This window comes from Nocardiopsis sp. MT53 (assembly GCF_019598965.1).
Taxonomy (GTDB): domain Bacteria; phylum Actinomycetota; class Actinomycetes; order Streptosporangiales; family Streptosporangiaceae; genus Nocardiopsis; species Nocardiopsis changdeensis.
The window spans coordinates 1-19889 of record NZ_CP080600.1; the positions used below are offsets into that span (position 1 = coordinate 1).

Here is a 19889-nt window from a genome sequence, read left to right on the forward strand (position 1 = left end):
CCGTGAGGGCGCCCCGTTCCCATTGTGCGCCTCGGCCCCTGCAAGCCACCAAGGATTCAAGGCCAGGCTAGGAGAACAATGTGGAATTACCGTACCGAGGTCAGGTGCGGTGCCGCAGGAAAACAGCCCAAACCCATCGCACCGGGCATCCCAGGTGAACGGCGTCCGCCGACATGCTCTCGGCGCTCGGGGCCCCGGGGATGGCGCAGAGTCCTACGGGCGGTTCTGCTGCGCACGGCCCTGGCAGCGCCTACGCTGGCCAGGGGAGGACCCGCGCGGTGAATTGAGACGCACACGCATGGGCCCTCCCCTGGGACTCCACCGGCCAGGTCCCTACTGGCCGGTGGGTCCCTCCTCTCCCTGGCGCCACAGCCACAGGGCGGCCCGGACCAGTGCAAGCACGGTCCGGGCTGCGTCCGCAGCCAGGCGCCACAGCCACCACTGCGGCTGTCGGCCGCTCTCATCGTCGGAGCGGCCTCTACCGGGGATGCGCACAGTGCCTCCTCACCCAGCGGGCAGGGCCCTCCCGCCCGCGACCAGGGGCACCCCACAGGGGGTGAGCAGGACCGGCACCCGGCACACGGAATCTACCGCCCTCGTTCAGGGTTGTGCACGTGCATCTGCACATGCACATTGTCCGGATGCGGCCACCCGAACAGGGCTTTCGTCCCTGGCTGGGCAAAACGGATCACGCAACCCCGCCTGCGAACCGGGCCGCCGGCCGTCAGGATAGGGCCATGTCCTCTCTTGACACCGCACCCCCACCCGCGCTGCCCGAACGCGGCCCCCTCGCCCGCGCCGTCAACGCCGCAGCACTGACCTTGTTCACCGCCACCGGGGCTGCCCTGTGCATCTGGATGCTGCGCCCCTCGCTGGGCGTCGCGCTGGCGGTCGGTTACCCGCTCATCCTGGTCTGCCTCATCTGGTGGCGGTCCTCGCGCGCGGCCCCGGGAAGGTGGAGGCTCACCGCCCTGATCGCGCTCATCCTCGCCGGGCTCGTCTACGCCGCGTTCGAGGCGGCGGGCCTGCGTGGGCTGGAGCCGTCCGGCCGGCTCGGCTGGGCGGTGCTGGCTGTGGTGTTCTACCTGCCCGCGGTCATCACCGCGACGGACGACCCTCGCCCCTCGCGATCCTGATCGTCGACACGCCGCAGTCTCAGGGATCGTTCATCCGTCGGTCGCGTGGGGCCAGAGGGGGCGGCCGACTTCGCCCCGAGTGCCAGCGGCCGGGCAGGGAACCGCCGAGGGCACTGTAGAGGTCCCCACCGACAAAACCGGGTGTCCTCGGGGAGTTTTTTCGACCGCGGAAAGCCCTGCCGTGTCGGGGATCCCCGCGCCAGCAGGGGTTCCAGGGCAGGTCAGGCGGGTTTTCCGTGGTCTCGCACAGCGCTACAGTCATCGAACACAGGTTCGATTTTCGGCGGCGCACTTCCCCGGAGCCGCAGCATCAGAGGGGAGGGGTGTGCGCGTTGCATCTGCGGGTCGCCTCGTTCTACTCGCTGCGGCACGGCACCGCCGCTCCGCGCACCCTGGTGGACGCCGCGGCCTTCGCCGGGTACACCACCGCCGCGCTCACCGACCGGGACACCCTCATCGGCGCCGCCGAGCACGTCGCCGCGTGCCGACAGGTCGGGCTCGGCCCGGTGCTGGGTGCCGACCTGGCCCTGGCGGTGCCCGGCGGGGGCCGGGCCACGGTACTGGCCCGCGGTCGAACAGGGTGGGGGTCGTTGTGCCGCCTGGTGAGCGCCGCCCACCACGGGCCCGCCCCGGCCGCGATCACCCCCGCGATGGTGGCCGAGCGCCCCGACGGGCTCGTGGTGCTGCTGGGCCTGGACTCCGACGTCGGCAGGGCGCTGGCCCACCGGAACCCGGCCGCGGCCCGCGCGGCGCTGGACGCCTGGCAGGCCGGCGGCGCCGACACCGTGCTGGGCGTGCACGACCACGGAGTCCCCGGCCAGCGCGAGAGCGCCCGCGCCCTGCTGCGCCTGGGCGAGGACCGCCGCCTGCTGGTGGTCGCCGCGGGCCCGGTCCGCTACCCCGCCCCCGACGGGGCGCCGCTGGCCGCGGCCCTGGACCGGATCCGCAGCCACGCCCCCGGCATCCCCGAGCTGGAGCCGGAGACCGGCCGCGCCCACCCGGCCGCTGAGGAGGCCGTGTTCGGGGAGGCGGTCGGCATCTGCTCAGGGGACACGGCCCGCGCCCGCCGGCTGCTCGCCCACACCCGCGCCCTGGCCGCGTCCTGTGTCCTGGGCCCGGCCGCCGACCTCGGCATGGGCCAGGCCCACCTGCCCGAGCACCGCGAGGCCCGCGCCCAGCTCCGGGCGCGGGTGGCCGACGGCGCCGCCCGCCTGGGGCTGGAGCGTTCCCCCGCCGCGCGCGAGCGCGCCGCCTACGAGCTGTCCGTCATCGACCGGATGGGGTACTGGAGCTACTTCACCGCGGTCGATGACGCCGCCCGTGCCATCCGGGAGAAAGGGATCCGGTGCGCGGCACGGGGCTCGGCGGTCGGCTCCCTGGTGGTGCACCTGCTGGGGATCAGCCCCGTGGACCCGCTCCAGCACGGCCTGCTGTTCGAACGGTTCCTCACCCCCTCACGCGGGGAGCTGCCCGACATCGACCTGGACGTGGAATCCCACCGCCGCCTGGAGGCGTACGACGCGGTGCTGGCCTCCCACCCGGGCCCGGCCGGGGCGGTGGCCATGGTGGACACCTACCGCGCCCGCAGCGCGCTGCGCGACGCCGGCGCCGCCCTGTCCCTGCCCGCCGCCGAAGTCGACCTCATCGCGTCCGCGATCCCCCGGGTACGGGCCGACCGGATCCGGGAGACCATCGCCGAACTGCCCGAACTCCGGGCGGTGCGCGCCATCACGGGCCCCCGGACCGAGGCCCTGTACGACCTCGCCGAACAGCTCGCCGGGCTGCCCCGGCACCTGGCGATGCATCCGTGCGGTCTCGTCCTCGGCGGCCCTGACCTGCCCGACCGGGTGGCCTCCCAGCCCTCCCCGGCCGGGTACCCGCTGCTCCAGGCCGACAAGCACCACGTCGAGGAGTGGGGACTACTCAAACTCGATGTGCTCGGCGTGCGCATGCAATCCGCGATCAGCCACGCCCTGGCCCAGATCGAAGCCACCACCGGCACCGCGCCGGACCTGGACACCGTCCCCGAGGACGACCCCGCGACCCTGCACCTCATGGCCACCAGCGCCACGATCGGGGCGTTCCAGGTCGAATCAGGTGGCCAGCGCGAATTGCTCTCGCGCCTGCGCCCCCAGGGGATGCAGGATCTGATCGCCGACATCAGCCTGTTCAGACCGGGCCCGGTCGGGGTGGACATGGTCGGCGCCTACCTGGACGGGCGGGCGGGCAGCCCCCGACCGACACCCCACACCGACCTGGACCCCGTCCTCGCCGATACCGGAGGCGCCGTGCTCTACCACGAGCAGCTCCTCCGGGTGCTGGACGTCTACCTCGGGTGCGGACTGGACGCCGCCGAGGCGATGCGCCGCACCCTCGCCACCCCGCACGGGCTCACCCAGGTCCGCGAGCAGTTCCATGCGGCGGCCGCCGCCCGCGGCCGGCCCGCCGATGCCACGGCCAAGGTGTGGGAGATCGTGGACGGGTTCCGCAGCTACGGGTTCTGCGCCGCCCATGCCGCCGCGTTCGCGACCCCCGCCCTCCAGTCTGTGTGGTTGAAGGCCCACCACCCCGCCGCGTTCTTCGCCGGGCTGCTGACCCACCACCCGGGCATGTACCCGCGGCGCACCCTCATCGCCGAGGCCCGCCGGATGGGCGTGCGCATCCTGCCCCTGGACCTGCACACCTCCGCCGCCACCTGGCAGGTGGAGAAGGTCGGCGATCTGGCACGGGGGATCCGCCCGCCGCTGTCCGACATCGGATCCCTTACCGACGCCGACCGCGACCGGCTCCTGGCCGGCCGCCCCTACACCGACCTGCGCGACCTCATCACCCGCACCCGTCTGCCCTCGGAGGCCCTGGACGACCTCATCATGGTCGGCGCCCTGGACGCCCTCTGCGCAGCAGAGACCCCGGACGGTCCCGGACGGCGCGACGTCCTGCTGCACGCCCACGCCCTGGTCCGAGCCCGCCCCCGCACCGCGGCGGCCGCCGGCGGCGGCGGGGACCAGCTCGCCCTGGACGCCGCACCCGCCCCCATCCCGACGGGCCGCACGCTACCGCTCACCCACACCGAGCGCCTCGCCGAGGAGGCCCGCGTCCTGGGGTACGAGATCAGCGGGCACCACCTCGACCCGCACGTGGACCGCCTCACCGAACTCGCCGCATCCCCCACCGGACTGGTGGTCGCCGCGGACCTGCACCACCACCCCGACGGCTCCCGGGTCACCGTCGCCGGGCGCCGCATCGGCTACCAGACCCCGCCCACTCGCTCCGGAAGGCGGGTCGTGTTCTTCACCGTCGAGGACCGGACCGGCGTCACCGAGTGCGCGATGTTCGCCGACACCGCCGCCCATGCCGCCGCCACGCTGGCAGCGGAGACGCTGGTGGTCGTCCGGGGCCGGGTGCGCCGGGCCGCCCCCGGTGCCCTGCCCACCCTCACCGTCACCGGTGTGCGCCCTCTCCTGGGGTGAGCGGATCGTGTCCCGCTCAGTCCTGCCGCTGCCGGCGGGTCTGCCGAGGCGTCCGGCAGGGGCCTGTCGGAGAGGGCCGAAAGGGCTTCCGGAGTACGGGGGCGACCTGGATCTTCACCATGGGCCGCGCCCGCCCGAGGCGGTCACCGACTGCTGGCGCGTTGCCGGAGTTCTGAGGCCCAAGGAGCGGCGAAGAACACCCGCCAGCTTGAAACTATGGTAATATAGTGCTTGTTGATGAGGAGAATTGGCCTTCTCGCATCAACCGATACGACCGTTCGACCACCCGAAAGGGTTGACACCCATGCCATCGACCGATGAGCGATTGACCGACGTCCAGTGGGAGGCGTTCGCCGCTGCCCACCCACAAGACAGCTTCCAGCTGTCACTGCCTGAGGACATCACGTGCCTGTGGGCGCAGGTTTGGGACTTCTTCCTTGACCGGTTGGGCCCGCTGAGCCTGCCTGAAGTCGAAGAGGTGTGGCTGTGGGACACCTCCAACACCGACGAAGCTGGCCTGTTCATGACGGTGGACCTGTCCAGCAAACTGCGCATCGCTTCGCTGGCCTTCACCCCCACCAGCCTGTACACCACCACTGACCGCCGCGAAGTCCCGCAAGGGCCGCAGGTCGCGCGTGAGGTCATCGACTCTCTTTTGGGAATGCGGGCCCGCCTCATCGCCGAGGCCCAGAAAGACAGGGTCACCCGTGTTCCCGGCCAGGTGGCCGCCCCACGGTCGGCTTTCGCCTTGGCCGAACTGTGCGCGTGCCACGGCCGTGCTTACCGCCTCACGGGCGATCCTGTCACCGGCGTCACCGAACTGCGCGTGACCTGGCCCACCGGAGACCCAAGCGGGCTGTGGTCCCTGCGCGCTGAATGGGCCCCGGGCCACAGCACCACGGACCCGTTCCGGGCCGAGGTGCACCGCCGGGACCCGGCCAGCGGGAAGCGCATCAACGAGGAAGTCCGCCCTGAACAGGCCGTGGACCTCATCACCGGAGGAGAGGCCGCCTCCGCAGCGCACGGCATCCCCCAGGGCTCCGTCAACACGGTCACCGTCAAGGGCCTGCTCCAGGCCCTGTTCGAGGCCGAGCGGGAGTGCCTGAGCCCGGCCGCGCGCCTCGTGGTCGCCCACAACGGCGCCCCCGACCTAGGCGACCCGGTCACCGAGGTCACGGTGCTGCCGTACCGCACCGACCCCGGAACCGGTCAAGGGCTTCTCGGCGCGGCAGCCGACGGTCACGCGGACGCCGATCCGGCGCTGGTCCTGTTCACCGAACGCTGACCGGCCCAGGCGCCCCCAGGGTGGCGGCCGCACACCGATGCTGCGGCCGCCACCCGCGACCGTGTTGACGACGTCGAGGACCTTGACCATGCACCGAATGCAGCCCGGCGCCGTGCCAGCCGGGCACACCACCGAACCCACCCTGGCCGATCTCCTCCAGGCCGCCACCACCGCCCGCTACCGGACGGACATCCGCTTCACCCCGTCCACGGGCCGCGCCCCCGCCCTCTGCTACCTGTTCGTGCTCTGGCCAGCAGCCGATCCGAGCGGGCGCTACAGCGTGGAGACCCATTGGGTGCGTCCCACCGGGGGCGTATGGCGGCCCGCCCAGGTACGCGAGCACACCCGCACCGGCGCTCGGGACATCACCGTGGCCCAGGCCATCACCCTGCTCACCACCGCAGGCTGCGCTAGCACCTGACCCACAGGAGCCGACCCCGCAGCACACCACCGGCCGCCCCGGACAGGCCACCCCTGTTCCCACCGGGGCGGCCGGTGACCCCACAGAGCATCACTGCGGTGGCCGATGCCGTGACCGCTCCGGCCCGCGAACCCGGCCTGTCCTGACACCCCAGCGGGCCTTGGTGAGGCGGCCCCGCTGGGCACCGACAGAGCACCCGTACAGCTTCCACCACAGTGCGCAACGACATCCCCGCGGGCAGCCGAGGCCGCCCGCTTCAGCCACTCGACCGACACGACAGGCTGCGACCCGCCATGATGAAACGCCCGCCCCCGCCCACACGAAGGAGCCCCGTGCCCACCGTCCCGCCCGTCCCCGCCCCCTACCGCTGCCTGTGGCGGTGCACCGGCGACGGTCCGGCGGTGGACACCGCGGCTCCCCTGATCCTGCGATGGGCCAACCGCAACCACCCCGGAGCCGTGCCACACCTGGACGCACCGGGCCGCTACCGGCTCAGCGCCCGCTCCCGCGTCGTGGTCGCATCCCACACCGGCCACGAAGGCACCCGCGGGGTACAGGTGAGCGTCCTGACCGACCGCGGAGACGACCGGTGGACGACGAGCCTGGCCGTGGTCGAAACCCCCACCGCCGGAGCCTGGGTCCAGGCCACCGTCCACCGCACCCCGCCCGCCCCCGGAGACCAGATACTTCCTCCGCAAGTCCTGACCGACCTCATGGCCGCGCTCGGCGCCGCCGACGGCCACACCTCGCTGCCGGGCCGCCTGGTCCTGCACCGCGACCCCGGCAGCGTCGCGGCCCTGGCCGATGCCCTCACCGATCCGACCCGCATCCTGCCGCTGGTCCTGGGCTGCTCCCCCGCTCCCGCACAGCCCGGACCACGCCCTCTTCCCGCGGGGTTGGTGCCGACCCTGGCGGGCATGGCCGCCGTGCACGTCCTGGACGTGGCCGCCCAACAGGAGGTCACCCCGCTGCTGCCCTCGCACGTGCGGTTGCGTCCCGGGCGGCTGTTCGTCCTGGGCCCGCCCCCGGCCCTGGCCGTAGCCGAGTACGACCCCACCGACCCCCGCACCCCCGACCTGGCCCGGGCCGCGGTCACCGGCCACGCCCACCGTGCGTCCCCACCCGAACCGGTGGCGGAGGTGCTGGCCGAGCTGGAGCACCACACCACACAGCTGGACACCGACCCGCACACGACAACGCTGGTGTACACCACCGCCTCCTCCCCCACCGACCAAAAACCCGCAGGCGCAAACGACGTCATCGACGAGGCACGCGAACGCGCCCGCCTGGCCGACCAGGTCGAGCGCCTGCGCACGGAGGTGACCCGCCTGACCGCGCTGGCGGCGACCGCGACCGCCCGCGCCGAGGAACTGGACCAGGACAACACCGACCTGGCCACCGAGCGCGACCGGCAGACCGACCGCGCCGACCGTGCCGAGGCCGAAGCCGCCTGGCTGCGCGCCCAGGCCGCCGAACACGGCCTGCACCAGCTCGCCGCAGCCCCCGCACCACCACCGCCCCCATCGAGCGGGCCGCCCCGGCGGGTGCAGGACCTACTGGAGCGCATCACGTCCGGGGAACTGCCCCACCTGGTGTTCACCCTGGACGAGGGGCCGGTCCACGACCTGGCCCTGGACCGCGCCAAAGAGGCCCTGTGGGTGGGCAGGGCGTGGCAGGCCATGGAAGCGCTGGAGGACTGGTGCCGCTACCAGCAGGACCACCCCGAGGCGGGAGTCGGCTTCCACCTCTACCTCACCCAGGCGCCGACCGGGTACCGGATCATCCCGCCGCGCAGACTCGGCACCACCGAGTCCGAAGCCGTCCGCAGCAACGAGCGCCTGGCCGCCCAACGCGTGTTCACCGTCCCCACCGACCTCGACCCGACCGGGAAGGCGCCGATGTTCGCGCACATCAAACTCGACGTCGACTATGGGATCTGCCCGCGCATCCATTTCCTGCCCCACCCCGAAGGTCCCACCCCGACGGTCGTGGTCGGGTATCTGGGCCGCCACCTGCCCGTGATCTCCACGAACTGACCAGGTCAGACCGCGCAGGGCACGAAAGCGGCCGAGCACCACACGGTGGCGGCAGGCGCCGCCTCCCGGCCCTTGTCGGGCACGGCGTGGTGACCTTCCGGAGGCGGGCCGGGGCGAGCTGACCAGCGCCCACAGGACCCCTTTTACTGCCGTGCCCACCGAAGCACGTCCCGGCGTCGGCGCTCCAGGGCGGTCACCACTTCAACTCGCACCACCGCCCCGACGGCTCCCGCGCCACCGCCACCCACGCCGCCGCTAGGGCCCCGTTCAAGGCCAGGCCGTAGCGCACGTGTCCGTGTGATCTGCGATGATGCCGTTCCGCGCCTGTGGAACGGAGGCCCTGATGCCACGCTCATCCCCCGCCTCCTGCGCACGCTAGAGAAAGGCACCCCCATGCCCCAGCTCCTCACCGCCCCGCAGAGCACCGTCCTGCACGCCATCGCCGCCCTGACCCAGGAGATGGGCCACGCCCCCACCCTGCGCGAGATCGGCGCCCGGGCCGGCCTGGCAAGCGCCTCCAGCGTCACCCACCACGTACGCGCCCTCGAACGCCTCGGGATGATCACCCGCAACCCCCGGGCGCCCCGCAGCGTGCGGCTCGTCGGCGCCGCCGCCACCGCCCCCGTGAAAGACCTGCCCGACCTGGTCGCCCTGACCCGCACCGCCCACGACGCCGAACAGCGCACCCGCGCAGCCGAGAGCGAGCTATCCACCCTGCGCACCCAGGCCGCGCGCGCCCGCACCCGCGCCGAACGCCTCGAACGCCAGGTGAAAACCGTGCGCGCTCTGCACAAGCCGGTCCCCGAGCACCCCCGCGCCCTGCTGGACCCCCACGGCAGCGACACCGAGTGCATCGCGTGCGGCCGCGACGTGTTCACCGACCAGCGCCGCCACCACTTCGACCTCCTCACCGAGACGTGGCGGTGCACCGCCCGCGGCGCCCGATCCCCCATGGTGTGCCCCGTCTGCCGAGACGGCCAGGGCCGCCGCCTGGCTGCACCCTGCCCCACCTTCCAGGCGGTGGACCCCACTGCTCCGTGACCGGCCCTGGCCGCAACTGGACACCCCGGCCGGGGCGGGCACGGATGGCCCTAGGATCCGCGCATGGCCCTCGCCGCGCTCATCATCTCCCTGCTCAGCCTGCTCATCTCGGGCATCGCCCTGTACCCGCAGCTGACACAGCACCGGCGCGACGCCGACCGCCGCCACGACGAACTCACCCCGCACGTACACGTCGCCGTCCGGCGCCAGGACGGCGACCGTGCCGTATTGGAGGTGACCGTCACCGGACCCCGTTCCCTGGAGCGCCTGGACACACTCCAGGTCCGTCTGGAGGACGACCACCCGCGGTCCCCCGTGGTCGCCGGCGGACCCACCCAGGAGGACCTGGACGCGCAGCTGTGGGGCCCCTACCAGCTCTCCCAGGGGGACGGACGCACCGTCGAGCTGACCGACGTCGCCGTGCGGCAGCTCTACGCGCTGAGGCTCACCGCCACCCCGCCCCCTCCCTGGGCGGTGCCCGCGCACTGGCGCCAAGACCAGAACAGCGCCCCGCTCATCGTCACGGTCCAGTGCCGCAGCGGCCGCACGTCCTGGACACCGCTGCGCCGGGAACACGTTCACCCCCGGTGACGGCGCCCCCGCTTCCGAGCACCGAATTCCGGTCCCTGCGGCCGGGCTCGCGCGGTACCGTCCGAGAGCTACCGGTGCCCACACCTGTTAGAGGAGTGAAAAGAGTGGTTGCTCATGTGGTGTTCGCACCGTCCTCGGCGCCGGTGCCGCTGCTGCCGATGAGCCCGGAGGAGCCGCTGGTGGCCATCGGCGAGGACCTGGACCACCTCATCGAGTCCGTCGGCGCGCTGACGGGCGAGGACCCCGTACAGGTCCTCACCGGCATCACCCCCACCACCCGGTTGGCCATGCCCGCCGCCGTCGTGCTGGACCTGGTCGGAGCCGGCCACGACGCGTTCGCCTGGGGGCAGCTCGGGCTCCTGCTGCGACTGATCTGCGACCAGGACCCCGACATGGTCCGGTTCGACGTGGGCACCGACCCCAGGAACCTGCTGTCCGTCCTGCTGCTGCCCGCCGCCCGCGCCCTCCACGAGCTGGGCGTCCCGGTGGAGCTGTGGGCGTTCGAGGGCCACCAGGGCCCGGTCCGGATCCCCCTGTTGACCGGGACCGCGTGGGCTCCCCCGCTACTGCCGCACCTGGCCGAGCTGGCGGCGTTCGACCACCAGGGGCGCGCCGCCCGGGTTCCCGGCCAGGAGCTGGACGGCTACGCCTACCAGGCGCCCGCCGACGGCGGATACGTGCTGACCCCCACCGGGGCTCTGCTGCGCGGCCTGCTGGTCACGGCGAGCTGACCGGCGCCCGCACACTCTCTTACTGCTGGGCCCACCGAAGCACGTCCTGCCGGCGTCGGCGCTCCAGGGCGGCCACCAGCTCGGGATGCTCACGGTCGAACGCCTCCAGGGCCTGGAGGGCGTCGGTGACGGCCTGTTCGTGGCGGCCGGAGTCCCCGCGGGGCGAGAGGTAGGGGTCCAGCTCTCCGGCGTCGTGTGCCCGGCCCGCCGCCTCGGTCGCGATGTCCTGCGCGGCCCGGAGCGCCTCCACCAGGTGGGCGCGGGCCTGTTCCAGGTTCGGCGGGACGGTGGACCGCACTGCCTTGAGTGCGGCCTCGATCTGGGCGGCCTCGGCTGCGGTGAACGCCGCCCGGCCGAGCGCGGCCGTCGCTCCTGCGGGAAGGTCTCGGGGGTGGGTGAGCGCCCAGCCCCGGCCCAGCTCCACCCCGTCCAGGGAGGCGATGAGGACCACGTCGTCCTGGCGACCCAGGTCGGTGGGGCGCACAGTGTGCACCACCTCTACGCGGACGGTGCGCCCGTCCCTGGTCCGTTTGGTGAGCGCGGTCGTGACGTGCTGCTGCGGCGCTGCCATGAGATGTGCCCTTCCGGCCGAGGAATCCGAACCGGGACGGCAGGCACACGGGCCCGCCGCCCCTGTGCAAGGAGCGGTTGTGATCCTCGGCCCCGGGCGGGGCCGCCACGACTCCCCCGGGCAGAGCCGGGGTGTCCTTCACCGGCGCCGGTGCGCCGGCGGTGCTGCGATACCCCCGCGGAGGCGGGGAGGCCGCACAGGCTGATCGTTGTACGCGAGCGCGGAACACCATCGAGCGTTCCCCTGTGCGGCCTGTTCGTGAGTCTAGCCCGCCGGCGCCCACGGGCGGAGGCCATCGGCGAACACGGGAGCAGCGGCCCGCCGGCGCCGTTCACGTCGCGTGTCCCCGGCCTGGTCTACCCTGGGCCCCTTCCACGGCCCACCCGAGACACCCCGGGCCGTCCACGTTGAAGTACCCGGTGAAGGCCCGCCCAGGCGGCGGGCCGCCTTTCGGCGTTGGACGAACAGGGACGGATCCATGGACCACAGCGACCGCGACCGCACACTCATGGCCGAGCTGTACCGGCTCGGGTACACCAGCTACGAGATCGGCCGCGCCTTCGAGCGGGACCCCTCCACCGTGCGCTGGCACCTGCGTGAGCACGGAGTGGAGGTCCGCCGCCGCGGCTCACGCCCGCGCCCGGATGTGGACACCGCCGCCATCGTGCACCTGGTGGACGGGCTGGGGATGTCCTACGTGGTGACGGCACGCCTGGTCGGGCTCTCCCGCACCGCCACTCGGAACCGGTACCTGCGCCACCACTACGGCTACGGGTGGCGGGTGTCACCGCCGCACCTGCGCGGCACCACCCCCAGCGGTCTGCCGGCCGGCGCCAGGGGAGGCCGCCCCGGACCCGGCCCGGAGTGAGGGCCGGGCCGCCCCGCGCACACGGGGCGGCCCGGAGGGGTCAGGCCACGTTCTGCGCGATGGCCCCCAAGATGATCATCAGGACCAGCAGCGCCCCGAGGAGAAAACCGAAGTCGCCGGAGGAACCGCCCCGGCCCCGGGAGCCGCCGCCCCGGGACGGAGGGCCGCCGGCGCCGGGACGGGAACGGTAGTGGCCGCGCACGTAGGTGCCGTCCTTGCGCTGGTAGCCGCGGACGCGCTTGCGGGGGGTGTAGTCGGACATCACGGATCTCCTGGTTCTGTGCGAGTGACATGCCGCGGCGGGGCCGGCCCATTCCAGGGCAGGCCCCGCCGTCGTTGGGGAACAGCGGAGGTCAGGGAGCGCTGCGGCGCGTCAGCGCCTTGATCAGCTCCATGCGGTGCGCGGACTGGGAGGGCCAGCAGGCGCGCAGCACCGCCAGCGCGAGGACGAAGACCAGGGCCAGCAGGGCCACGAGCAGCAGGAGGGCCCACGCCCAGGCGGGCAGGGGCGGGATCGTGTCGGCCAGGGCTTGGGCGATGGCGGCGAGGGCGCTCAGTCCCCCGGCGCCGAAGAGCAGGGCGATCAGCCCTCGGGCCCGGCGGCGGACGGTGGAGGGTGCGGACACGTCGACAGGTTCCTCTCGGACAGGCAGGCGGAATCGGACATGGGTGACAGGGGCGCGGCGCGGTGGGCCGTCCCCGGGGTGGATACGCCGACGGCCGATCGCTGCGGATCGGCCGTCGTTCGGTTATGGGTGCGCGTGTTCGTCGGGCCGCCGGTGGGCGGTCGGTGCAGGTCTCCCGGTCGCTGGTCGGTCGGGGGGTCGGGTACGCGGACGGCCCCGACGCGAGGTCGGGGCCGTCCGGCCGCCGGGTCGAGTGCAACGCTCTGACCAGGCAAAACAAGATCAAGATGTGTTTAGGCAAAGCTCCGCTAAGGGCAAGTCAAGAGTAGCTTTGTCGCGTTACCCCTGTCCAGTGGGATGAGCAATCCCAAGGCTCATCGCTGTGTGGCTTAAATCACATAAAAATGGTTGTGCGGGAACCATGCGCGGCGCGAGGGGCTTCCTCGGCCCGGGCGGGGTTCCGGCGCCTGCCTCCCGCGCCGCCCGCACATCCGGTCGGCGCCGGGTTCCCGGCCGGAACAGGGGGTCCCGGGGGCGTGAGCCCCCGGGTACCACCAGTCCCCGGCGATGTGTGTCCCCTAGTTATTGGTCCCGGGGTACCGGAGTGCTCGCCTAGAGGCGCGCGTCCGCGACGGCCTCCGCCACCGCGACCGGTGCCGGCGCCTGCCCGGTCTCGATGTCGTGCGCCGCCAGGGCCAGGTCCGGGCGGTCCCACACCAGCACGGCCACGCCCTGGTTGCGGTGCGGCCGGAGGGCCCAGGCGGGGGTGGTCTTCACCAGCAGCCGCGCCAGCTCGGCCGGGGCGCCGGTCCACCACTGCCGGATGCTCCCACCGCCGGAGATGCGCACGTACCGGGCGCCACCCAGGGTGAACCCGCCCAGCAGCCCGTGGTCGTCACCACCGCGCTCGGAGCGGCAAGCCTGGTGCCAGGTGTAGGCCCGCCACGGCTCGGGCACGGCCGTGGCGGTGTCCAACCCCTGGTCCCATGCGGCTTCCTGCGCCTGCGCCAGCTCGGCCAAGGCGACGGCGGCCGCGGGGGCGAAGCCGGTGACCAGGGGCCGGCGGGGTTCGGCGTCGTGGAGGTCCGGCGGCTCCAGCCAGGTCACGCCCTCGCGGATCGTGGCCGCCAGCGGGGCGAGCACCCCGGTCAGCCACGCCTCCACCGCGGCGGCCGGAGCGGGCGGCAGGGTCAGCCGGAAGTCCTGCAAGAGCGGTTTTCCCGCAGCGGGCGGCTGCGGAAGCGGGTCGGGGCGCAACCGCCCCTCGTCGCCGGCCGACAGGTGTTCGGGCAGCGCCAGGCGCGCGGTGATGCGCTCCCGGGCCAGATCCACCCGGACGATGTGCCCCAGCTCGGGCGGATCGGCCAGCCGGGTCGGGCTGTCGGCGAAGGCGTAGGGCACCAAGGCGGTGTCAAGGGTGAAGGACACGGGTGTCTCCGTTCGAGGGCGTGCGGAACCGGGCCCCGCCCGGGCGCGGGCGGAGCGGGGAGCCCCTCGAAGGGACGATGAGCACCCTTGTGGGTGCGGCCGCACCTCGAAGGTGCGGTGTGTTTCACCGTAGCGGGGCCCGCGGACATCCGGGCGGGCACGGAGATGATCCGCCATGAGCGGAGACGGGGCCGGGTGGGCCGTCGACCGGGGAATGTCCGGTCAACGGCGTGCACACCCGGTCGCCTGGACGAGCACGAGGCCCGGCCACACCGGGAACCCCAGGGTGGCGCCCACGATGGCGCCGGTCACGACGTCGTACACCGTTCCCTGCCCCCACGCTGTGGCCAGGGCGGGCGCCAGGGGGCAGGACACCAGCAGCGCCCACATCGCCACCGGCCCGTTGATGGCGCTGTGCGGAAGCACCCGCTGGTCGGCGAGCGCTCCGTAGGCGATCACCAGGCAGGCCGCCGCGGCCAGGAACACGCCCGCCGGTGCCGGGACTTTGAGCGGCATGGTGTACACGCTGAACCCCGCGCAGGCCAGGGCGATCAGCCACGACCACAACGGGAGCGGCCGCGCGTCGGCGTGGGCCGCATCAGGTACTGGGGGGACGGGGGGCGTCGGTGTCACGGGCGCCGCTCCCGCCACCGCCGGAGGTGGTATCCGACCTGCTGGGCCACCATCAGCGCCAGTCCTGTCGCCATCAGGAGCAGGCTGCCGGTGCCGGGCCCGGTGGAGAGGGCCAGCCAGACGCCCGCCGCCCACGCCAGGGCCGCGCCGAGCAGGACCGTCCGGTCCACGTGAGTCAGCAGCGACTCGGTTCTGTAATTGAGCATGCGCGTACTGTAGCGATCCTGGTGGGAGTGCGCTCCGGCTTCGACGCATTCGCCTCTGCTTGATGATCTCGCACCGAACATGCGGCGCCGCCCCGGTTGCCGCAGGCCCTCGTCGCCGCGCCGGCAGGCCACATCGGGGTGGAGGCGGCCGCGGCGCGGCGGGCCGGAGGGTCCGGGGAAACGTCGGCGCCCCCGTCTACGGTGGTGGTTCAACGGCGCCCGCCGCCGTCCACGTTGATCCACCCGCCCGCCGGACCGCGTCCGGTCGGGCTCTCCTGCGATCGGTGAGGACGGCACCCGATGGACACCGAGGACCTGGAGCAGGTGCGCCGGCACCTGCCCGCACACGTGCACCTGACCCGCCACAGCGCCACCCTGACCGGTTCCCGCCGGGAGGTGGACGTGCTGGTGCTGTGGACCGACCATCCTTATGAGCGGTGCCCGCGCTGCCGCGAACCCCTGCCGCGGACCGCCCCCTGCCCGCTGTACCTCCACGCGGAGGCCGCTGGCGTGGAGGCCGCGGTGGAGGCCGTGAACCGCGAGCACGAGGCGTGCGGCCGGTGGCTGGATGTCGCCTACGCCCACCTGGACACCGATCGCGCCGACGCCGCCGACGTCGCCGAGCTGGCCCGCGACCTGGCCGCCCGGTGGCAGTCCCAGGTCGGGCACTGGCGCCGGGTACGCCGCGGGGAGCTGCGCGAGCTGCTCCAGGACCTGGACACCGCACCCGAGGAGGGCGAGACCCTCCAGGAGGCCCGCGACCGGATCAGCGCGGGTGCCCAGATGGACCCGGGCCCGTACTGGGATGCCGACCGCGGCTGCTGGGCGGCGTGGGACTACGACCCCGGTGACGACGAGCAGATCCTCATCGAGCACGCCCCTTCCTGAGGGCGACCGGTTGCGGGCGGGTGACCCCTGTCACCAGGGGTTTCCGGCGGGCACGGGAACCCCGCGCGGTGAAATCCTGGTAATATAGTGACTGTTGATGCGGAGAATTGGCCTTCTCGCGTCGACAGCGATACGACCGATCCCGACACCAGGAGAACCGTGTACGACGACGTTCCCCGCGAGGCCATCGACCTGATGGCCTTGAACCGGCTCGAATCCATCCCATGGCGCGCACCCCGATTGGAGGGGCTCCGCTCGGCGGTCGCGGTGGTCATCGACGCCGCCGCCCGCCACCAGGGCACCAGCCGCGCCGACGCCCTCGCCCGGATGTGGCCCCGGGCGCTGGAATACGCCTCCCGCTGGCCCACCCCCGCCGAGGGCGACCGGCGGCGGCTCGCGGAGTTCATGGACTGCTACGTCGACCGCCGCCCGCAGGACCACCGCCGGGTGAGGGTCCTGGTGCGCGACCTCGCCCGCCCCCGGACCGGGACGCGACCGGCCCGCGCCCCTCAGGCGCTGGTGCGCCTGCTGGCCGGGGCCCTTCCGTGGCTGCCGCTCCTGCGCGATGCGCGCGAGGTGGCGGACATGGCCGACCTGACCGTCCTGCCCGTCGGGCTGCTGCTGATGGACGCGCTCGCCGAGCGCGGGCTGGACAGCACCATCCACGACGACGGCGGGCGCGCCGTCGAGCACGTCAGCGTGGACACCGAGTCGTGCTCCGGTGTGTACACCCACATCGGCGTGTGCACCCAGGACGAGAACGTCAGCCGCACCCCGGCCGCGAGCGTGAACGTCATCGTGGAGTACCTCGACGCGGACGGCGATGACGAGCAGATGGAGTACGGGGCCTCCCCCGTGACCCTGCGGCACATCGACGTCGTGGCCGACGCGGTCGCCGACCTGGCTCGCACGCCCAGCGCCTCCTGACACCCCAGGGGGCCGCCCGGCGAAGGGCGGCCCCCGCTACCGAGAAAGGGCGCCCATGGAGCGCTCCACCCGCGCACGGGGCCACTTCGGATTGGCGGACCTGGCCGACCGCATCGGCCCCGACGGCCGCCTGCCCGACGACATCGACACCTCGGACCTGGTGCACCAGGTCCTGGCCCGACGCACCCCCGCCGGGGTCTACCTCACCCAGGGAGCACGCACGGACCTGCCCCCGGCGCACCCCGCCCGCCGCAGCGCCCACACCCTGGCGTGGGACTGGGGCAGAGACCCCTACCCCCCGGCCCCGGCCTCCGCGCCCACACCCCAGGACCTGCGCACCTGGCCGCACTACTGGACCACCGGGCCCGGCCGGGCCGTGGCCGCACGGGGTGCGTGCGCCCATCCGGGAACCCGCCGCCCCCGCCTGTGCCCGGTGTGCGAGGAGGCCGCCCACACCCGTGGCGAGGACCCCGGCGACACCACCACCGGCAGCCTGATCCTCGCCGCGCTCACCGCGCACGGTGTGCGCGCCCGGCCCTCCACCGAGGGCGATTGCGTCATGGTGGACCTCGGCGCGGTACGGGTCGAGATCACCGACGCGTTCGGCCCGCGATACGACTACCCGCCGGGTCGGCACCGTGGATTCTGTGCCCAGGTCGTGCACCAGGACGAGCCGTACCGCAACTACCTGGTCTACGCCTCCGCCGACCGCGACGCCGTGCGCGACGCCGACCAGCTGGCCCGCACCGTGGCCAGGGTGAGCGCCAGCCGCTGACCGGCACACCGTGGCGCTCCAGGACCGGCCAGGGTGTCGGCGGCCGTGGGGGTGAGCCCGGCGGCCTGTGACTGGCGGGACGGTGCCTGTGGAGACCGTGGGAACGGTGCTGGACCCGCCGGAGGTGGCCGCCGGGTTGTGCCTCGGGTGTGGGGCCCAACTTCCTGCCGGAGGGGCTGAAACCCCTGCTGTGCAGGGCTTTCCCGCCTAGAATAGACCTCATGGACCCCCAGAACCCGAACCCGCTCCCGGTCGGGGTTGCAGCTGTTGCGGCCCCTGCCGGGTGGGAATGGATCATCGCCACCGAGGGCACCGAACTCCGCGGCACCTTCGATGGCCCCCAGGCCCACCTCGCCGACGACCTTCGTGTCCGTTTCGTGGAGTTCAGCGGGGGGCGGGACGTAGTGCCGGCGTTCGTGGGCTTCGACGCGAACACCACCCCTGAAGTGGCGCAACGCGAGCACCAGGCGCATAGGGACGCTGGCCCCGAGGTGGTGAGGAACAGTGTCCGGATCGCGCGTCAGGCCCAGGTCCGCCTTCACTTCGAGCACCCTCACCGCGTTCCCAAGCACTCCGACCGGCCGCAGACACCGCCGTTCGCGTTCGACCCGGGCCGGATCGGGCAGATCGCTTGTGACGCTTCGGTGTCTACCGGAACCGGTCAAGGGGCATGGGCGGTGACATCCGACGCCGGGTGGTACCAGTGCGGCCTCATCGAAGCGGACCCGGGCTATCTGCCGTCGAACACCGCGGAGTTGATCGCCTTGTACCGGGCGGTGTCTTTTGCCCGTTGCGTTCCTGGTGAGGTCCAGGTGTTCAACGACAACCAGCAGGCCGTCAAGATGGTGCACCTGCTAGAGGGCGGGGCGACCCAGCAAGAGGTGTACGCGCGCTGGCCGGCGCTTTTGCAGCCCCCGGTCGCCGGGCTGTTCGACCTGTTCAGGCACCACCGCTCCCCGTATGTGATGAACGTGGTGTGGTGGCCTCGCAACATCACCCCGGCCATGGAGTGGGCGGACCGTCTTGCGGTGGCGACGAGCAGGGGGGAGATGGCGCCGACCGCTCCGACGATGAACTTGCGGGGTGCCCGGCCGCCGTTCCGCATGGACCTGCCCCGGCTGGTGTTGGAGTTCATCGACTACGCGGAAACGGCCGGGTGGGAGGTCATCGGTGCCGGCATCAGCCCGGCAGGCCCTGGTTCTCCGCTTTCACGGACGGTGAAGGTCCGGAGAGGCGGTGTGCAGATCGTCGGGAAGTGGGAGAGGCGGCGAAAGCAGTGGGAGCCGTGTGTGGTGCAGCGGTACAGCGGGGGGCGGTCCGAGTCGGTGGGGTGGGATGAGGCGTTCGCTGAACTTGCCCAAGGTGGGCTTCGAGCGTGATGCTCGGCTACCCGCAGGGCGGGCGTGAGGGCCTGCTATGTGGGCGATTCGCCGTGGTCTGGAGGATGGTTCGCGGTTTCGCCCCCGACGAGCAGCCCCCGGACACGTAGATCACCAACGACGAGGACCCCGATCGCCAGGACGAGCGAAGCACGCACCGCGCCGCGGTGAGGAGGCCGCCCCTGGCATGGCCAGGGCCCGGGGCAGCATCGCCGGGCTGTAGCGGAGCGGTGCGCCCAGGGAGGGGGCTACTCCGCGCTGGGGGGCGTGTCATCGGCACCGACCTGTACCGACTCCCCCCATGCGTAGGTGAGCTTCCACTGGAGAGCCGCAAGGACGTTCAGGCAGGTCTCCACCGGGCGGCCGCCGCACGGGCGGCCGGGCGTGGTCGCGGCACGCAGGACCTTCACCTCAGCCGGCCAGGACCGGCCGGTGCAGGTCCCGGTGAACGACGTCGACCACCCACCCGGCCGCCCGTGCGGCGACCGCCAGGTGTTCGGCCATGGCGACACTGCGGTGCTTACCGCCCGTACACCCCCAGCCGATCACCGCCGGGCCAGCGCCAACCCGGCGCCGCAGCAGGTCGAGCGCCGCCACCGTGCCCGCGGCCACCTCCAGCGCGCCGGGCGTGGTCAGCACGTGGGCTGCGATCACCGGATCCAAGCCGGTCCGCTGGCGCTGGAGGTCGTCGAGTACGTAGGCCGGATCGTCCAGGAGGGCCCGCAGGTCCCACACCAGCCACATCCCGAGTGGAGCACCGTGCGCGTAGCCGAAGGAGATCATCCGGAGCCGAGGAGGAAGAGAAGAAGCAGGCATACCGCCAGGGTGGCGGTCGGCGCGCCGGTCCCGGCAGGGGTTGCCTGTTGCCCATCGCCGC

At 73.1% G+C, this 19889-nt stretch carries 21 protein-coding genes; 13 read left to right on the forward strand and 8 right to left on the reverse strand.

All coding sequences use genetic code 11. The features are described from left to right. Window positions 1-333: 333 nt before the first annotated feature. The gene (locus K1J57_RS32090; protein ID WP_220565948.1) at window positions 334-495 is read right to left on the reverse strand and encodes a hypothetical protein; all 162 of its coding nucleotides are present in this window, start codon (window positions 493-495) and stop codon (window positions 334-336) included. 242 nt (window positions 496-737) lie between these two features. On the opposite strand from K1J57_RS32090, the gene K1J57_RS32095 reads away from it, so the two are divergent. The 8 genes from K1J57_RS32095 to K1J57_RS32130 all read left to right on the forward strand — a co-directional run bounded on the left by K1J57_RS32095 (window position 738) and on the right by K1J57_RS32130 (window position 10711). Further along, the gene (locus K1J57_RS32095) at window positions 738-1136 is read left to right on the forward strand and encodes a hypothetical protein (RefSeq protein ID WP_220565949.1); all 399 of its coding nucleotides are present in this window, start codon (window positions 738-740) and stop codon (window positions 1134-1136) included. A gap of 323 nt (window positions 1137-1459) precedes the next feature. Continuing rightward, a complete protein-coding gene (locus K1J57_RS32100; RefSeq protein WP_255647289.1) occupies window positions 1460-4606 on the forward strand; it encodes a PHP domain-containing protein in 3147 nt (1048 codons plus the stop codon). 304 nt (window positions 4607-4910) lie between these two features. Continuing rightward, entirely contained in the window at window positions 4911-5891 is a 981-nt protein-coding gene (locus tag K1J57_RS32105) for a hypothetical protein (RefSeq protein ID WP_220565951.1), read from the forward strand. A gap of 88 nt (window positions 5892-5979) precedes the next feature. Next, window positions 5980-6312 carry a hypothetical protein gene (locus K1J57_RS32110; RefSeq protein ID WP_220565952.1) on the forward strand — a complete coding sequence of 111 codons (333 nt, stop codon included), beginning with the start codon at window positions 5980-5982 and terminating at the stop codon, window positions 6310-6312. 332 nt (window positions 6313-6644) lie between these two features. Beyond that, complete coding sequence (locus K1J57_RS32115; RefSeq protein ID WP_220565953.1) at window positions 6645-8348, forward strand: hypothetical protein; 1704 nt, start codon at window positions 6645-6647, stop codon at window positions 8346-8348. Window positions 8349-8741: 393 nt separating this feature from the next. After that, window positions 8742-9389 (forward strand): hypothetical protein, encoded by a 648-nt coding sequence (locus K1J57_RS32120; RefSeq protein ID WP_220565954.1) that lies wholly within the window; start codon window positions 8742-8744, stop codon window positions 9387-9389. Window positions 9390-9452: 63 nt separating this feature from the next. Further along, the gene (locus K1J57_RS32125) at window positions 9453-9980 is read left to right on the forward strand and encodes a hypothetical protein (protein ID WP_220565955.1); all 528 of its coding nucleotides are present in this window, start codon (window positions 9453-9455) and stop codon (window positions 9978-9980) included. Between the two features lie 116 nt (window positions 9981-10096). After that, complete coding sequence (locus tag K1J57_RS32130; RefSeq protein ID WP_220565956.1) at window positions 10097-10711, forward strand: hypothetical protein; 615 nt, start codon at window positions 10097-10099, stop codon at window positions 10709-10711. 19 nt (window positions 10712-10730) lie between these two features. Here the strand turns inward: K1J57_RS32130 and K1J57_RS32135 are convergent, their stop codons facing one another. Then, entirely contained in the window at window positions 10731-11282 is a 552-nt protein-coding gene (locus K1J57_RS32135) for a hypothetical protein (protein WP_220565957.1), read from the reverse strand. Window positions 11283-11760: 478 nt separating this feature from the next. Between K1J57_RS32135 and K1J57_RS32140 the strand changes: the two genes are divergently transcribed. Next, window positions 11761-12150 carry a hypothetical protein gene (locus tag K1J57_RS32140; protein ID WP_220565958.1) on the forward strand — a complete coding sequence of 130 codons (390 nt, stop codon included), beginning with the start codon at window positions 11761-11763 and terminating at the stop codon, window positions 12148-12150. A gap of 40 nt (window positions 12151-12190) precedes the next feature. Here the strand turns inward: K1J57_RS32140 and K1J57_RS32145 are convergent, their stop codons facing one another. The 5 genes from K1J57_RS32145 to K1J57_RS32165 form a co-directional block, all read right to left on the reverse strand. After that, window positions 12191-12412 (reverse strand): hypothetical protein, encoded by a 222-nt coding sequence (locus K1J57_RS32145; RefSeq protein ID WP_220565959.1) that lies wholly within the window; start codon window positions 12410-12412, stop codon window positions 12191-12193. Between the two features lie 91 nt (window positions 12413-12503). Then, window positions 12504-12776 carry a hypothetical protein gene (locus K1J57_RS32150; protein ID WP_220565960.1) on the reverse strand — a complete coding sequence of 91 codons (273 nt, stop codon included), beginning with the start codon at window positions 12774-12776 and terminating at the stop codon, window positions 12504-12506. 612 nt (window positions 12777-13388) lie between these two features. Beyond that, entirely contained in the window at window positions 13389-14204 is an 816-nt protein-coding gene (locus K1J57_RS32155) for a hypothetical protein (protein WP_220565961.1), read from the reverse strand. A gap of 222 nt (window positions 14205-14426) precedes the next feature. Then, entirely contained in the window at window positions 14427-14720 is a 294-nt protein-coding gene (locus K1J57_RS32160; protein WP_220565962.1) for a hypothetical protein, read from the reverse strand. A 113-nt stretch (window positions 14721-14833) separates the two neighbouring features. Beyond that, window positions 14834-15043: a hypothetical protein gene (locus K1J57_RS32165; protein WP_220565963.1), complete on the reverse strand. Its 210-nt coding sequence runs from the start codon at window positions 15041-15043 to the stop codon at window positions 14834-14836. A gap of 300 nt (window positions 15044-15343) precedes the next feature. Between K1J57_RS32165 and K1J57_RS32170 the strand changes: the two genes are divergently transcribed. From K1J57_RS32170 to K1J57_RS32185, 4 genes are all read left to right on the forward strand, one after another. Continuing rightward, window positions 15344-15931 carry a hypothetical protein gene (locus tag K1J57_RS32170; protein ID WP_220565964.1) on the forward strand — a complete coding sequence of 196 codons (588 nt, stop codon included), beginning with the start codon at window positions 15344-15346 and terminating at the stop codon, window positions 15929-15931. A 159-nt stretch (window positions 15932-16090) separates the two neighbouring features. Beyond that, complete coding sequence (locus tag K1J57_RS32175) at window positions 16091-16858, forward strand: hypothetical protein (RefSeq protein ID WP_220565965.1); 768 nt, start codon at window positions 16091-16093, stop codon at window positions 16856-16858. Between the two features lie 55 nt (window positions 16859-16913). After that, a complete protein-coding gene (locus tag K1J57_RS32180) occupies window positions 16914-17633 on the forward strand; it encodes a hypothetical protein (RefSeq protein ID WP_220565966.1) in 720 nt (239 codons plus the stop codon). A gap of 221 nt (window positions 17634-17854) precedes the next feature. Next, the gene (locus K1J57_RS32185; protein ID WP_220565967.1) at window positions 17855-19012 is read left to right on the forward strand and encodes a hypothetical protein; all 1158 of its coding nucleotides are present in this window, start codon (window positions 17855-17857) and stop codon (window positions 19010-19012) included. Window positions 19013-19423: 411 nt separating this feature from the next. On the opposite strand, the gene K1J57_RS32190 is transcribed toward K1J57_RS32185, so the two are convergent. Then, window positions 19424-19828, reverse strand: a complete 405-nt coding sequence (locus K1J57_RS32190; RefSeq protein ID WP_220565968.1) for an RNase adapter RapZ — start codon at window positions 19826-19828, stop codon at window positions 19424-19426. Window positions 19829-19889 lie beyond the last annotated feature (61 nt).